Source organism: Bacillus sp. FSL K6-2861, from assembly GCF_038630725.1.
In the GTDB taxonomy this organism is placed as follows: Bacteria; Bacillota; Bacilli; order Bacillales; family Bacillaceae; genus Bacillus; species Bacillus velezensis.
This window is the reverse complement of the sequence record NZ_CP152037.1, coordinates 809,313-824,405: the sequence shown is the minus strand read 5'-3', so window position 1 is coordinate 824,405 and position 15,093 is coordinate 809,313. Positions and strand designations below refer to the sequence as shown.

Genomic DNA, 15,093 nt, shown 5'->3' with positions numbered 1-15,093 from the left:
CCGAATTGGCATTTTCAGGTTGCCGGACGCGACAAATCCGTGTACGATCAAGAAAGATACTGACGAAGGAGAAAATACGCGATGTCACGACTGTACTTCTTTATTTTGGTTCTGCTTGTTTCCATCTCCGGATTTTCCCAAGGCATGCTTCTGCCGGTGATCTCCGTCATTTTTGAAACGAACGGGGAATCAGCCGCTATAAACGGACTTCACGCAACCGGCCTTTATATCGGCGTGCTTCTGGCGTCGCCGTTTATGGAGGCCCCGCTGCGCAAGCTCGGATTCAAACCTCTGATGGTCATGGGCGGATTTCTTGTTATCATCAGCTTATTCAGTTTTATTTGGCTTCAATCCATATGGTTATGGTTTTTTCTTCGGCTGCTTATCGGAATCGGGGATCATATGCTGCATTTTTCAACCCAAACGTGGGTGACGTCAAAGTCAACGCCCCGAAACAGAGGAAGAAACATTTCGCTGTACGGACTGTCCTTCGGGCTCGGATTCGCTGTCGGCCCGTTCATGGTCCCTCTTGTGAAAACAAGTCCGTCCCTTCCGTTTATCGTATCCGGCTGTATCAGTCTTGCCGCCTGGCTGTTTGTATTTGTCTTACGTAACGAGTACCCGGCGCAAGGTCCGGATGAAACATCCGGGGATAACAGCGCAAAACGGTTTTACCGCGCCCTTCTTTTCGGCTGGGTCGCTTTTCTCCCGGCTTTCGGGTACGGTTTTTTAGAAACGGCGCTGAACGGAAGCTTTCCCGTGTACGCCCTGCGCTTAGGCATATCCGTCGATGCCGTCGCGCTGATATTGCCCGCTTTTGCCATCGGGAGTATTGTATTCCAGTTCCCTCTCGGTTTATTAAGCGATCGATTCGGGAGAAAACGTGTCCTGCTCGTCATCTTATTAACGGGTGCCCTTTGCTTTTTGACGGCCGGACTGTTTCCCTCGCCTTCTGTCATCGGCTGCTGCTTTTTTACGGCGGGAATGGCGGTCGGCAGTATGTTTTCCCTCGGCATCAGCTATATGAGCGACCTGCTGCCGTCCCATCTGCTGCCGGCGGGCAATCTGCTCTGCGGCATTTCCTTCAGCCTCGGCAGCATGATCGGCCCGGTGGCGGGCGGCTGGTATATGCAGCGGTTTGAAAACGCCAATCTGTTTTACTTTATTACGGTGATTCTGGTCTGTATTTGGCTTGCGCTCGTCTTCGGGAAAACAAAGCACAATCCCGCATCCGAATCCCATTCTTTTCCGGCCTCATAAAAAAGCCGCCTGATCTAAGTCAGGCGGCTTCTTTCTAGTGGTATCCGTTCTGCCCGTTAGCGCTTCCGCTTGTTTTATTCTTCGGGCCGTTTTTGGAGTTTTGTTTATTATGGCTTCCGCCTTTTTTCGTATGCTTGGTCATAATCGATTCCCCTCCGTTATTCAGCTTGAACGTCATCCGTTCCTCTATAGCTTGCTCCCGCGGTACGGATTTTCATCAGGAAGCTTTTTACGTTTATGTAAAAGCGCGTTGATTTCTCCTCCTAAAATCAGCAGTGTTCCCGTAAGGTAAAACCAGATCATAAGGACGATAATTCCCCCGATGCTCCCGTATGTGGCGCTGTAGTTGGCAAAGGTGCCAACGTAAAATGAGAACAGCATACTGACGATAATCCAGCCGGCTGCCGCAAATACGGCTCCCGGCAGTACAAAACGGAGGGAAAGCCTTTTATTCGGCGCGAAAATGTAAAGCGCGGTAAACACGATTAAAAGGATAAGCGGACTGATACCCCAGCGGACAACCGACCACACCTGCAAAAACAGGCCGGAGGCGCCGATGAAATCTGCGGCCAGCATTCCGATTTCTCTGCCGAACACCGGCAGAAGCAATGCGATTAAAATCGTAACCACCATCGCGATGGTTAAAAAAATTGAGGTCAGGCGAATGATGATAAATGAGCGGTTTTCCTCGACTTCGTAGGCATGGTTAAATGCTCTGACAATCGCGTTCATACCATTCGAAGCCGACCAGATGACGGCGATAATCCCGAATGACAAAAGCCCGCCGCTGCGCTTGTTCAGCGTTTGCTCCGTTATGGATTTCACCATAGACATGGCGCTGTCGGGCGCGTATTGATCGACCGCCCCGAGCACGTCTTCTGCCGATATGGGAAGATAGGCGGTGAGCGTCAGCATGAAAATCATTAACGGAAACAATGACAGCAGGAAAAAATACGCCAGCTCCGCCGATTTACTTTGTCCTTCATGGAGAGAAAACCTTGCAAACAGCTCCTTTATAAAACTCATGACATCCCACCTCAATGATCGTTTTTCGAAAAATGCTCCTTCGTTTCTTTTAACAGGTCAATGACCTGCGGTGTCGTCTGCTTCAGCTTAGTGATCTGGCCGTTTAAAAAACTCAGATCATCCGATACGGTATTGGCGATGGTCTTCACTTGATCAAGTTTTGCAGATGCCTGCTGTTTCAGCACTTCAGGATGTTTTCGGTAGAATGCCGCACGCTGCCTGCACGCGTCCATGTTCCGGAAACATGCCTCTCTTGTCGGCTTATGTAATAAGGACAGTGCTCCGCCGGCGGCAGCGCCGATCAGAATCGCTTTTGCCATGATGCGTGTCTGCTTCATCGGTCAATCCCCCTTATAAATGATGGTCTTTCTTTATTGTCTCCAGCAAATGACGGCACCCGGACTCGACCAAAGCGTACACCTCGCTGAAATTCCCGGTATAATACGGATCGGGCACGTCCGCAAGGTCCGACTCCGGTACATAATCAAGCAGCCTTGCAATACGCGGCGCCGCTTTTTTATAACCGGCCATGCTGCGCAGATGTCCGATATTTTCTGCATCCATCGCAATGACGTAATCAAAATCGGTCAGATCAGACTCACGCACCTGCCTCGCCGTGATGCCGCTTGAGCTGATCCCTTTCTTCTTTAGGATCTCCTTTGTCCCTTCATGCGGCGGATTTCCCGCATGCCAGGCGCCGATTCCCGCTGAATCAATGTTAATCTGCCCGTTCAGCCCGTTTTTCTTCACCATATCAGAAAATACCGCCTCTGCCATAGGCGACCGGCAAATATTTCCCAGACAGACAAACAGCACATGTATCATATCGATAACCTCCCTATTCTTTCCCCGCATTTTGAGGATCAAAAACCTTATCATCATCTTAGCAACTTTTCTGCTGCTGTGGAAATAAGCTTTTATTCTAAATGAATTCTGTTAGAATAAAGGGTACGAAAACGGTCATGAAAGGATGCATGAATTTGCCGAGCCAACAAACAGAAACGTTAAACAAAATGATTGAAGACATTTCGCAAAAGCTCAACATGCTCAATGTCGGCGTCATCAGAGCGGAAGATTTCAGTGATGAAAAAATAGAAGATCTTACATACCTTCATCAAATGGTCATGAAAAAAGCATCATTCAGCCCGAGTGAAATGCAGGCCATTGCCGAGGAGCTCGCCTCTCTCAGAAAATAAACCCGTGTCAGACCTGCCGAAAAACGGCGGGTCTTTTTTTGATTTAAAAAAGTAAAAAATAAAAGTTCATCGGTTTGACACATATAAAAAGAAGGAGTATAGTAACTGTGAACTTGGTAGAACGATATACTAAATGAGCGGGCCGCTTATCTTTTTTTATTTAGTAGAACGATATACTCGTTGTGATATCAGCGTTATTCAAGTTTTGTATCTGCAACCGTTTTATCAAACCAGTTTTCAAAGAAAGGCAGTGGTTCAATAAAGGGGAATGGTTCTGTGCTTTTGTTAATTTAAAAATTAATTTAATTCTTTATTAACCGCATTAGGGGATGTCATCATGAAAAACATATACACCAAAATGGCAGCGGGTCTTTATATTAATTATTTCCTGCTGGGCATGATCAATATTATTATCGCATCCAATATGGAGGCATTATCAAAACAGCTTCATACATCCGCAGCCGGGGTCAGCTATTTGGTCTCCGCCATCGGGATCGGGAAGCTGATTTCGCTTCTGTTTGCCGGGAAGCTTTCGGATACATTCGGGAGACGGCCGTTTATCGTGTCGGGCGCCTTTCTGTATCTGATTTTCCTAATCGGAATTCCGCTTTCGACAAACTATACGGCCGCGTTTATCTTCGCCATTTTCGCAGGGATCGCCAATTCCTTCTTGGATTCCGGGACATATCCGGCGCTTATTGAAGGATTTCCGAAAAACGCAAGCTCTGCAACCGTGTTAATCAAAGCGTTTGTATCCATCGGCGCGACGGTGCTTCCGTTTTTCATCGCGTTTATTGCGGACAGGCATTTGTTTTACGGCTGGACGTTTTTCGTACCGGGCATTATTTTCTTCCTGAACGGCTTTTTCCTGTTAAAAGTTCCGTTTCCGAATCATAAGCAAAAAGAAGACGGCGGCCGGACGGAAGCCTCTCCGTCTGATGACGCGTTCACATCACAGCCGTCGATATGGCGCGAAGGTCTTGCGATCATTCTGTTAGGCTTTTCATCTACGGCGCTGTTTATGCTCGTTCAAGTATGGCTTCCTAAGTTCGGGCAAACCGTTTTGGGCATGCCTGAGGTGCAGGCTGTCAAATTGCTGAGCTATTACAGCATCGGTGCGCTTGTGTCCGTATTATTGCTGGCCGTGCTGTTAAACAGAGTGATTCAGCCGATTACGGTAATGGTGCTGTACCCTGTGATCGCGGCAATCGCGCTGCTTGCTCTGATTTTCATTCATCAGCCGGCCGTATCAGTCATCAGCTCCTTTGTCATCGGACTTTCAACTGCGGGCATTCTGCAATTGGCGATGACGGTTATGGCTGTTTTATTCCCTAAAAATAAAGGTACGATCACATCTTTTGTTAATATAGCATCAAGCTTATCTTTTATTGTCATTCCGCTTGTAACGGGAGCGATCTCCAAAGCGGCCGGCCTGACGCCTGTTTTTCTGCTTGATATCGGAATTGCGGCCGTCAGCGCCCTTCTCGCATTGTTTATCGGAATCCGCTTTAAGCAAGTGATGAAAGCCTGACTATTTTTTAAGGGAGAGGATTTATCATGCAATCTATCACGATCAGAAACACGGTCATCGGCGAAGGGCTTCCGAAGATCATTGTGCCGCTGATGGCGGCCGGAGAGAAAGAACTGCTCGAAGAAATTGAAGCCGTCAACAGGCTTCGCCCGGATATCATTGAGTGGCGGGCGGATGTGTACGAGCACGTTGACAGCCTGGACGCCGTAAAAGGCATGCTTGAAAAGCTGCGGAAAGCCGCAGGCGCAACACCGCTGCTTTTCACATTCAGAACTCATAAAGAAGGCGGAAATAAAGTTATTGATGACCGCTTTTACATTGAATTGCTTAAAACCGCCATCGAAACAAAACACATTGACCTTGCAGACGTTGAGTTGTTTACGGGAGAAGCGGAAGTCAAATCAATTGTGAAAACCGCTGAAGACAACGGCGTATATGTCGTCATGTCCAATCATGATTTTCATCAGACACCGAAAAAAGAAGAAATCATTTCTCGGCTGCGGAACATGCAGGCGTACGGCGCGCACATTCCGAAAATCGCGGTGATGCCGCAAAGCACTGAAGATGTTTTCGTATTATTGGATGCCACTCACACGATGAAAACACAATACGCAGACCGGCCGATCATCACGATGTCAATGGCGGGAACAGGTCTGATCAGCCGCCTGGCCGGCGAAGTCTTCGGTTCAGCGTGCACGTTCGGAGCGGGCAAAGAAGCATCAGCGCCCGGACAGATTCCCGTTGAAGAATTGCGCAGCGTACTCAGCATTTTAAATAAACATATGTAATCAGCGTTTTTCTGCCCTCAAAGCGGGTTGAAAAACAAATGAATGGACTAACGGAGGAATACATCATGAAGAAAGATTTAGGACGGATTAACGGAAAAACTCAGCTTATCGGATTATTCGCAACACCGATCGGACACTCTTTATCTCCGGCGATGCACAACCTGGCGTTTAAAAAATTAGGATTGAACTACGCGTACCTCGCGTTTGAAGTCGGCAATGAACAGCTGGAAGATGTGGTAACGGGAATGCGCGCCTTAAACGTCAGAGGCTTCAATGTCTCGATGCCGAACAAGATGAACATTCTCCCTTACCTCGATGAACTCGCGGATTCAGCGAAATTCACCGGCGCGGTGAATACAGTCGTTAATGAAAACGGCAGACTGATCGGACACTCCACTGACGGTATGGGATACGTCCGCAACTTAAAAGAACACGGCATCGATATCACGGGCAAAAAAATGACGCTGATCGGTTCCGGCGGGGCTGCCACTCCGATAGCGATTCAATCCGCATTGGAAGGCCTCGGAGAAATCTCTATTTTCGCCCGCAATGACGCGTTTTTCGAAAAAGCGGAAGAAAACGTCCGCATCATCAATGAAGAAATGAAGGGATCTTCGTGCAAAGCGAAAGTCTTCCCGCTCGAAGATCAAGATGCGCTGCGTGCTGAAATCGCTTCAAGCGATATTTTCACAAACGGAACGGGTGTCGGCATGAAACCGCTTGAAGGCTTGAGCGTCATTGAAGATACATCCATGCTCCGTCCTGATTTGATTGTGACAGACGTCGTTTACAACCCCGTTACGTCGAAATTGCTTGAACAAGCTCAAGCGGCCGGCTGCAACACCATTAACGGCCTCGGCATGATGCTTTGGCAGGGCGCCATGGCGTTTGAATATTGGACAGGCCGTGAAATGCCGGTTCAGTATATTAAAGAGCAAATGTTTGAATAACCTATTGTGACAGAAGCGCCGAAGGACAATCCGTCTTCCGGCGCTTTATCATTTTCTCCCCTCTCTCTTTCTTCTCAGCCGCCAAAACGCTTATAATGGATGTAACGAATAAAACCAAGTGAGGAATGCGACGTATGAAACAGCAAAAAAAACGCCGGGTGACATTGCAGCAGGTCGCTGAACATGCCGGCGTCTCAACATCCACCGCTTCATTAATCGTCCGCAATAACCCGCGAATTTCCGAAGCGACCCGTGAGAAAGTGCTGCAATCCATGCGGGAGCTGGGGTACGTATATGATCGGGTCGCCGCGAATTTGCGATCACAGACGTCCACAACGGTAGGATTGATTATTACTGACATTTCCAATACGTTTTTCTCAGAGTTTCTGATCGGCGTTCAGAATACGCTTGAGGAAGTCGGATTAACGGTGCTGTTAGGCACGACATTTGATTCCGTCGCGAAGCAGGAGCAGCTGATCTCGACCATGCTGGAGCACAGGGTCGGCGGATTGATTTTATGTCCGGTTTCAGGTACGGCTGAGGAAACCCTTTCCCGCCTTGAGCAGCTTGACATTCCGGTCGTGCTCGCCGTCAGGGAGATTGCCGATGCCGACTGTGATTTTGTCGGAGCCGATTATGAGGAAGGCACCTATAAGGCAGTGCGTCATTTCATTGAGAAAGGCCATCAGGAGATTGCGTTTCTGGGCGGCGTGAAGCACTCGTCAACATGGACGAAGCGCATGAAAGGGTTTAAAAAAGCGCTCCGTGAAGCGGATCTGGAAGTGAAAAATGAATATGTCATTGACAGCGCGCCGACCCGCGAAGCAGGCTGTGAAGCCGTGACGGAGCTCCTCCGCCGGTCTGAGCGCCCGACCGCGATTTTCTGCTTCAGTGATTTGGTCGCGTTCGGCGTCATGCAAGGGATCAGAAAAGCCGGGCTCATTCCGGGCGAAGATATTGACATTGTCGGCTTTGATAACGTGCCGGAAGCTGAAATTTCTTATCCCCCGCTTACAACCGTTTCTTCCTTTCCGCGGCAGTCGGGAAAAGAAGCGGCTCAATTGCTGCATCATAAAATCACCAGTTCCCAGCACAAAAAACAACGCATTATTCTGGCGCCTGAGCTGGTTATCCGGGAATCTTCACAAAAAAAGCGGAACGCCTGATACGGCGCTCCGCTTTTATATTACGCAAGCAGTTTTAATGATTCGCGGTTGAATGCCGGTATGTCATCCGGTGTGCGGCTTGTGACCAGCTGGTTCTGGCAGACGACGACTTCTTCATCCACAACATTCGCGCCCGCGTTTTCCATGTCGATTCGGATTGATGTAAACCCTGTCGCTTTGCGCCCGTCCAATGCTTTCGCGTTGATGAGAAGCTGAGGTCCGTGGCAGATGGCGAACACCGGTTTTTTATCATCCATAAACGCTTTGGCAAATTGGACGAAACGGTCATCCGCACGCAGCATGTCAGGAGAGAATCCGCCCGGGATCAGCAATGCGTCAAAGTCTTTCGGATTTACATCATCGATGGACGCGTCTACTTTCACTTCCGCTTCCCCTTGTTTGCCTTTGACTGTTTTTCCTTTTTCCTGTTCAATTACGGTTAATTCATGACCCGCATCTTTAAAAGCTTTCGCAGGTTCAGTATACTCGACATCCTCAAAATAATCGGTTAATACAACTGCAATTTTTTTACCCATAGTTACTACCTCCTGCTTGATGAAGTCTACATAAATCCATGTACCCCAGCCACACTAACATCAAACATAGGTAACGCGTTTGCCGCTCATCCGTTTCACATAGGTCATTATCCTCATTTTTCATCTTTTTACAAGAATCATCATGAAATCTATATGAACTTTCACAAAATATTCTTACAATGGTACTGCATGACAAAATTTGTTGAAAGGTGGAGAACAGGTGAGAATACAGAAAAGACGATGCAGCGTCAATATGACACTCCGTATTCTGCTGCCCCTAGTTATGATACTTAGTCTAATCCTCCCAACATCACCCATTAAAGCAGAAGAAAACAAATCCTCCAGTGTGAATCTCAGCATTTTAGCCACAACTGACGTTCACGCTAACATGATGGACTACGATTACTACAGCGACAAACCGACAACGGAATTCGGGCTGGCCCGAACGGCTCAGCTTATTGAGAAGCACAGGCGCGAAAACCCGAATACGCTGCTTGTCGATAACGGAGACCTGATTCAGGGGAATCCCCTCGGAGAATACGCCGTAAAATATGAGAAAAATGATATTATTTCAGGCGCAAAGACCCATCCGATCATTGAAGTGATGAACAGTCTGCATTATGACGCAGGAACACTCGGCAATCATGAATTTAATTACGGGCTTGAATTTCTGGACGGGACAATCAAAGGCGCTGATTATCCGATCGTTAACGCCAATGTGAAAACATTAAGCGGCGAAAACCGTTATACGCCTTATGTCATAAAAGACAAAACCGTCACGGATGAAAACGGCGGCAAGCATCAGATAAAAGTCGGCTACATCGGATTTGTTCCTCCCCAGATCATGACGTGGGATAAGAAAAATCTCGAAGGCCGCCTTCAGGTCGAAGACATTGTGGAATCCGCAAAGAAAACCGTTCCGAAAATGAAAGCTGAAGGAGCCGATATCGTCATCGCCCTCGCCCACAGCGGCATCGAAAAAAAAGCGCAGTCTTCCGGAGCGGAAAACGCCGTTTTTGACCTGGCAACGAAAGTCAGCGGAATTGATGCGATCGTATCCGGCCATCAGCACGGGCTTTTCCCTGATGCCGAATACAAAGGCGCTGATCAATTTGACGTCGATAAAGGCACGATTAACGGCATCCCCGTTGTCATGTCAAGCAGCTGGGGCAAATATGCGGGCGTCATCGACCTCCGGCTTGAAAAAACAGACAGCGCGTGGCATGTGGAAGATGCAAAAGGCAGCATCGAGCCGATTGCCGGCAATGTGACGTCGGAAAACGAAACCGTCGTCAATACCGTCAAAAAAGCGCACGAAGGCACATTGAAATACATCAGAGAACCCGTCGGCCAGACAAAAGCCGATATCAACAGTTTCTTCGCCCAAGTCAAAGATGATCCGTCCATTCAAATCGTAACGGATGCGCAAAAATGGTACGCCGAAAATAAGATGAAGGATACGGAATACAAAGATCTGCCTATCCTCTCGGCGGGCGCCCCGTTTAAAGCCGGCGGGCGGAACGGCTCAAACTACTATACAAACATTTCCGCTGGCGACCTCGCCATCAAAAATATCGGCGATTTGTACCTGTATGACAACACGGTTCAGATCGTCAAGCTGAACGGAAGCGAAGTGAAGGACTGGCTCGAAATGTCCGCGGGGCAATTTAATCAGATCGATCAGGCAAAAGGCGGCAGCCAAGCGCTTTTAAATGACGCCTACCGCTCATACAATTTTGATGTCATTGACGGTGTCACCTATCAGGTCGATGTCACAAAACCGGCGAAATACAACGAAAACGGAACAGTCATTCATCCCGATGCAAGCCGGATCGTCAACCTTTCTTATCAAGGAAAGCCCGTCAGCGCCAAGCAGGAATTTCTGATCGTCACAAATAATTACCGCGCTTCAGGCGGCGGAGGATTCCCTCACTTAAGCAATGATAAAATCGTATACTCTTCTGCCGATGAGAACAGGCAGGTCTTAATGGATTACATCATCCAGCAGAAAACGATTAATCCGCAGGCTGATCATAACTGGTCCATCCTTCCGGTCAAAGGGACAAACCTGACATTTGAATCTTCCTTGGCCGCAAAGCCGTTTGCCGACCGCGCAGATGACGTCGCCTATATCGGTGAATCACAAAACGCGGGCTACGGACAGTACAAGCTCCAATTCAAAGATGATGAACCGGGCACAGATCCGCCGAAAGATGACGCATGGAAACTCACCGTTATGCATACAAACGACACGCACGCCCACCTTGATAACGCGGCGAGGCGGATGACGAAAATCAAAGAAATCAGAAGCGAAACCGACCGCAGCATTTTGCTGGATGCGGGAGACGTTTTCTCAGGCGATCTCTATTTCACAAAGTGGCAGGGGCTGGCTGATTTAAAATTGATGAACAGCATGGGTTACGACGCAATGACTTTCGGAAATCATGAGTTTGATAAAGGCCCGGGTGCTCTCGCCAGCTTCCTGAGCGGGAACGGAAGCGCGGCTGACCCGTCCGGAAAATACAATTTTCAAGCGCCTGACTTTCCGCTCGTCAGCTCAAATGTCGATGTGTCCAAAGAGTCAAAACTCAGACCATTCATGAAAAAAGCAGACACATTTACGGCAGGGAAAAAGAAAAAAGCAGGCATCTATCCATACATTCTGCTTGATGTAAACGGAGAAAAAGTCGCCGTATTCGGCTTAACGACAGAAGATACGTCCGTCACATCAAGCCCGGGAAAAAGCATTGTCTTTCATGATGCCTTCCAATCCGCACAAGATACGGTAAAAGAAATACAGAACAAGGAACATGTCAATAAAATTATTGCCCTGACCCATATCGGGCATCAGCGTGATCTCGATCTTGCCAAAAAGGTAAAAGGCATCGACTTGATCGTCGGCGGACATACGCATACGCTTGTAGATAAAATGGAAGTTGTCAAAAACGAAGAGCCGACCATCGTCGCCCAGGCAAAAGAATATGGCGAATATTTAGGCCGTGTCGATGTCGCATTTGACAAAAACGGCATCGTCCTGCCGGAACAATCCTCTCTTCAGGCGCTGCCGGTGAACGAGCAGACGAAAGAAGACCCGGATCTGAAAAAAGAGCTTGATCCGTTTAAAAAAGAGCTCGTCTCAGTCAAAAATGAAAAAGTCGGCTCAACAAAGGTCGCACTTGACGGCCAGCGCGAGCATGTCCGCTCCAAAGAAACCAATCTCGGAAACTTCATCGCAGACGGCATGCTGCAAAAAGCGAAGGAAGCGGCCGGCGCCCAAATCGCGATCACAAACGGGGGCGGCATCCGCGCGGGCATTGATAAAGGAGACATCACACTCGGCGATGTGCTGAATGTGATGCCGTTCGGCAACACGCTTTACGTCGCGGATTTAACCGGAAAACAGATCAAACAAGCCTTGGAACAAGGGTTAAGCGGAATTGAGGCTCAAGGCGGCGCCTTCCCTCAAGTTGCCGGTTTAACATACACGTTTACACTGAATAAAAAGCCGGGACACCGCGTTCTTCAAGCTGCGGCCGTACAGGATGACGGCAGCGTAAAGCCGATTTCTGATAAGAAGACATACAGAGTCGCCACCAGTAACTTTGTCGGTGAAGGCGGAGACGGATATTCCGTCTTTAACGAAGCGTCCCATAAAGAAGACCTTGGCTTTGTCGACTATGAGGTCTTCACCGAGCAGCTTGAAAAAGCGGGAAAAGCGGTGGAACCGAAAGTTGACGGCCGCGCGCAGGAAGTGTATCTGCCGACGAAACAAAAAAACGGTTCGTGGACGCTTGAAGATGACAGCGCATTTGCCGTTTATGCCAAAAACGCCAACACGCCGATCGTGTATTACGATAAGAATGACGGCGCCAAAAAGCCGATTGATCTCAGCGTGACCAAAAAACAAATCGGCCTGTTAAAGGACAGAACATCGGATTCTTCCCTTACGATCCTGCATGACAAGTTCAGCATGAAAATGCCGATGGCAAACGCTGCTTCAGCTGATACACGATTCGGCGTGACGCCGAAAGGAAAAGTAAGCGGGGCGCTTTCAAATGTATACGACTTTACAATGAAGCAGAAAAACAAAGACATCAAAACATTCAAAGCGCCGGTAAAGCTCACCCTGCGCATTGAGAATACGAAAAAGGCGAAACAGCCGGGCATTTACCATGTAGACCGGAAAAAGAACGTCTATACAAAAACAGACAACGGTTCGGTTTCACACGATCTCGTCACGGGCTATACAAATCATTTCAGTGAATACACCATATTAAACGCAAACACGAAGAGCGCGCCGCCGACAAGCGGAGACCACGGCTCCGGAAAGCAGCCAAACGGACAAAAACCGTCATCCGGCCCTGCACAGGACGGAGTATCGCCGGGCGGCCTGCTTCCTGATACGGCCACAACGATGTATTCCATCCTTCTTGCCGGGTTTCTCATCAGCGCGCTCGGAACCGCACTGTATCTGTATCAAAGAAGAAAAGCAAAAAAAGTGAACGAAGCATAAAAAGACCGCTTTTATCGGGCGGTTCATCCCAAGAGCTCTCCTGATCTGATTTCAGGGGAGCTTTTTCTCTCGGTCCCCCTCTGAGTCGACAGCCGTACGGCCGAGTGATAAAATATGACCGTTATTCGCGAAAGACTGCATCCGCATCGTTTAACACTTCACGGCAGGGCCTCTCTTTCATACGGCGCCGCCTGTTTGGAGGACTTTTTTTGAAGATAACAGGACACAAACGAAACCGCATGTCTTACAAGAAAAAGCTGTTTTACGTGATAACAGCGCTCTGTTTTATCAGCTCGCTCATTTTCGTCACTCACAACGCTTCTTTTTATGAGCGGCCGATTGCCAAAGTGACGAAAACAACATTGGAACATCAGTCTGACGTACAGGACATGCATAAAAACAAAGATAAGATTTTCAATCAGACGATCACAGCCAGACTTGAAAACGGCAGTCAGAAAGGACAGCTCATTCATTTGTCCAATCAGTATTCATCATCCGGAGCGAATGATCAGAAATATTCGATTGGCGATGAAGTATTCGTTTCTATTGATAAAGGGAAACCATCAAACAAGGATATATCGGGAAGCATTATAGATAAAAAACGGGATAAGCAGCTTTTGCTGATCGCTTGGGTTTTCATCTTCACCTTGCTTATCGTCGGCAAAAAACAAGGCTTCTTTTCGATCGTCAGCCTGATATTTAACGCCGTTTTACTGTCGTTTGCATTAGATTTGTACAGGAAGCATCCTAATATAGGGTTAATTTTCATCTGCGGTATCTGTATTCTCATCTTTACTGTCATCTCATTGCTGCTTGTCAGCGGTTTTCACGCGAAAACATACGCTGCCATTGCCGCGACGCTCGCAGGCACTTTCGTTTCCCTGCTGATTACGTATCTGGTGATGCTGGCAACCGGAGAGAAAGGTCTCAGATATGAGGAAATGCAGTATTTAACCCGCCCTTATCACACGGTGTTCATGGCCGGGGTATTTATCGGATCACTGGGAGCGGTCATGGATGTAGCCATTACCATGACGTCATCTGTCTTCGGATTATATGAAGAAAACAAGGGTATCTCATTACAAGCTCTCAGACGTTCCGGGATGGAGATCGGAAAAGACATCATGGGGGCGATGACCAACATTCTGTTTTTTGCTTATATAAGCGGCTCTATTCCGATGATGCTGTTGTATTTGAAAAATGATTCCCCGATAGGATTCACTCTTTCTATGAACATTTCCTTGGAAATAGCCAGAGCATTGGCCGGAGGGATCGGAATCGTATTAGCCATACCCGCCAGTCTGTATGCTTCTATCTTTTTTATTAAACGAAAGAAGGCAAGCTCATGAATGTCATCGTAATTCTCGCGGCGATTTTATTTCTATTGATGGTCATCATCGGCGGAAAAAAAGGAGCGAGGTCTTTTATTGCGTTATTCTTAAATTTCGGTGTTCTCTTTCTCACCATCATTTTCATGACAGACCCGCATATCAATCCGATTGTTTTAACATTGCTCTCTTCCGCCGTGATTTGCAGCATTACTCTTTTTTATATTAATGGAGGAAACGTCAAAACCGTAACCGCCTTTATTTCTGCAATGCTGACGATTGTACTGCTGCTGTTTTTTATTATGTCTGTAACAAAACATACTTCGATTCAGGGATTCGGTGAAGAAGAATTGGGTGATATCGGCATATTCACACTGTTTGTCGGGGTGGATTTTGTGAAGGTTACCGCAGCCATGATCATCATGGGCACGATAGGGGCGATTACCGATGTCGCGATTTCCATTACTTCACCCATGCGGGAAATTTACAGTCATAATCCGTCCATGAGCAGAAAAGATCTGTACACATTCGGTTTAAGCATCGGGAGAGATATTTTAGGAACGAATACGAATACGTTATTCTTTGCTTTTTTCGGCAGCTATTTGGCTTTAATTATCTGGTTTAAAGACTTATCATACTCAGCTGAAAAAATAGTGAACTCAAAAGTATTCAGTGCGGAAGCCGTCACCATTCTTTGTGCCGGAATCGGGATCGGCATCATCATTCCCGTTACGTCCTGGATTACCGCCTGTTTTTTAGCAAAACCAAATAAACGTTAAAAGCTGCCGAGACACGCCCG

The 15,093-nt window shown here is 47.8% G+C and carries 13 protein-coding genes; 9 read left to right on the top strand and 4 right to left on the bottom strand.

Annotation, left to right across the window (positions count from 1 at the left end):
- The first annotated feature begins 81 nt into the window (after window positions 1-81).
- Window positions 82-1,260: an MFS transporter gene (locus NYE62_RS04015; RefSeq protein ID WP_015239398.1), complete on the top strand. Its 1,179-nt coding sequence runs from the start codon at window positions 82-84 to the stop codon at window positions 1,258-1,260.
- Window positions 1,261-1,446: 186 nt separating this feature from the next.
- Here NYE62_RS04015 and NYE62_RS04010 read toward each other — a convergent pair whose 3' ends face one another.
- The 3 genes from NYE62_RS04010 to NYE62_RS04000 are packed head-to-tail and all read right to left on the bottom strand — an operon-like array spanning window position 1,447 to window position 3,111.
- Window positions 1,447-2,286: a YihY family inner membrane protein gene (locus NYE62_RS04010; RefSeq protein WP_007408509.1), complete on the bottom strand. Its 840-nt coding sequence runs from the start codon at window positions 2,284-2,286 to the stop codon at window positions 1,447-1,449.
- 11 nt (window positions 2,287-2,297) lie between these two features.
- Window positions 2,298-2,624: a hypothetical protein gene (locus NYE62_RS04005; protein WP_015239397.1), complete on the bottom strand. Its 327-nt coding sequence runs from the start codon at window positions 2,622-2,624 to the stop codon at window positions 2,298-2,300.
- Between the two features lie 13 nt (window positions 2,625-2,637).
- Window positions 2,638-3,111, bottom strand: a complete 474-nt coding sequence (locus NYE62_RS04000; protein ID WP_044802008.1) for a low molecular weight protein-tyrosine-phosphatase — start codon at window positions 3,109-3,111, stop codon at window positions 2,638-2,640.
- 155 nt (window positions 3,112-3,266) lie between these two features.
- On the opposite strand from NYE62_RS04000, the gene NYE62_RS03995 reads away from it, so the two are divergent.
- From NYE62_RS03995 to NYE62_RS03975, 5 genes are all read left to right on the top strand, one after another.
- Complete coding sequence (locus NYE62_RS03995) at window positions 3,267-3,482, top strand: DUF1128 domain-containing protein (RefSeq protein WP_003155571.1); 216 nt, start codon at window positions 3,267-3,269, stop codon at window positions 3,480-3,482.
- A 337-nt stretch (window positions 3,483-3,819) separates the two neighbouring features.
- A complete protein-coding gene (locus tag NYE62_RS03990; protein WP_007408506.1) occupies window positions 3,820-5,013 on the top strand; it encodes an MFS transporter in 1,194 nt (397 codons plus the stop codon).
- A gap of 26 nt (window positions 5,014-5,039) precedes the next feature.
- The gene (aroD, locus tag NYE62_RS03985) at window positions 5,040-5,801 is read left to right on the top strand and encodes a type I 3-dehydroquinate dehydratase (RefSeq protein WP_024085013.1); all 762 of its coding nucleotides are present in this window, start codon (window positions 5,040-5,042) and stop codon (window positions 5,799-5,801) included.
- A gap of 65 nt (window positions 5,802-5,866) precedes the next feature.
- Entirely contained in the window at window positions 5,867-6,751 is an 885-nt protein-coding gene (locus NYE62_RS03980; protein ID WP_108725097.1) for a shikimate dehydrogenase, read from the top strand.
- Between the two features lie 134 nt (window positions 6,752-6,885).
- The gene (locus NYE62_RS03975) at window positions 6,886-7,917 is read left to right on the top strand and encodes a LacI family DNA-binding transcriptional regulator (RefSeq protein ID WP_063637089.1); all 1,032 of its coding nucleotides are present in this window, start codon (window positions 6,886-6,888) and stop codon (window positions 7,915-7,917) included.
- 20 nt (window positions 7,918-7,937) lie between these two features.
- Here NYE62_RS03975 and NYE62_RS03970 read toward each other — a convergent pair whose 3' ends face one another.
- Complete coding sequence (locus NYE62_RS03970; RefSeq protein ID WP_003155578.1) at window positions 7,938-8,453, bottom strand: type 1 glutamine amidotransferase domain-containing protein; 516 nt, start codon at window positions 8,451-8,453, stop codon at window positions 7,938-7,940.
- Between the two features lie 220 nt (window positions 8,454-8,673).
- On the opposite strand from NYE62_RS03970, the gene NYE62_RS03965 reads away from it, so the two are divergent.
- The 3 genes from NYE62_RS03965 to NYE62_RS03955 all read left to right on the top strand — a co-directional run bounded on the left by NYE62_RS03965 (window position 8,674) and on the right by NYE62_RS03955 (window position 15,073).
- A complete protein-coding gene (locus tag NYE62_RS03965) occupies window positions 8,674-12,966 on the top strand; it encodes a multifunctional 2',3'-cyclic-nucleotide 2'-phosphodiesterase/3'-nucleotidase/5'-nucleotidase (RefSeq protein WP_342497256.1) in 4,293 nt (1,430 codons plus the stop codon).
- 209 nt (window positions 12,967-13,175) lie between these two features.
- A complete protein-coding gene (locus NYE62_RS03960; RefSeq protein WP_020955502.1) occupies window positions 13,176-14,315 on the top strand; it encodes a YibE/F family protein in 1,140 nt (379 codons plus the stop codon).
- Window positions 14,312-15,073, top strand: coding sequence for a YibE/F family protein (locus NYE62_RS03955; protein WP_007408500.1), 762 nt, complete (start codon window positions 14,312-14,314; stop codon window positions 15,071-15,073). The genes NYE62_RS03960 and NYE62_RS03955 overlap by 4 nt, the downstream gene beginning before the upstream one ends.
- Window positions 15,074-15,093: the final 20 nt, after the last annotated feature.

Excerpts from the sequence above, each read along its gene's own strand:
- NYE62_RS04015 (WP_015239398.1), top strand. The coding sequence starts at position 82 with ATGTCACGACTGTACTTCTTTATTTTGGTTCTGCTTGTTTCCATCTCC.
- NYE62_RS04010 (WP_007408509.1), bottom strand. The coding sequence starts at position 2,286 with ATGAGTTTTATAAAGGAGCTGTTTGCAAGGTTTTCTCTCCATGAAGGA.
- NYE62_RS04005 (WP_015239397.1), bottom strand. The coding sequence starts at position 2,624 with ATGAAGCAGACACGCATCATGGCAAAAGCGATTCTGATCGGCGCTGCC.
- NYE62_RS04000 (WP_044802008.1), bottom strand. The coding sequence starts at position 3,111 with ATGATACATGTGCTGTTTGTCTGTCTGGGAAATATTTGCCGGTCGCCT.
- NYE62_RS03990 (WP_007408506.1), top strand. The coding sequence starts at position 3,820 with ATGAAAAACATATACACCAAAATGGCAGCGGGTCTTTATATTAATTAT.
- aroD (WP_024085013.1), top strand. The coding sequence starts at position 5,040 with ATGCAATCTATCACGATCAGAAACACGGTCATCGGCGAAGGGCTTCCG.
- NYE62_RS03980 (WP_108725097.1), top strand. The coding sequence starts at position 5,867 with ATGAAGAAAGATTTAGGACGGATTAACGGAAAAACTCAGCTTATCGGA.
- NYE62_RS03975 (WP_063637089.1), top strand. The coding sequence starts at position 6,886 with ATGAAACAGCAAAAAAAACGCCGGGTGACATTGCAGCAGGTCGCTGAA.
- NYE62_RS03970 (WP_003155578.1), bottom strand. The coding sequence starts at position 8,453 with ATGGGTAAAAAAATTGCAGTTGTATTAACCGATTATTTTGAGGATGTC.
- NYE62_RS03955 (WP_007408500.1), top strand. The coding sequence starts at position 14,312 with ATGAATGTCATCGTAATTCTCGCGGCGATTTTATTTCTATTGATGGTC.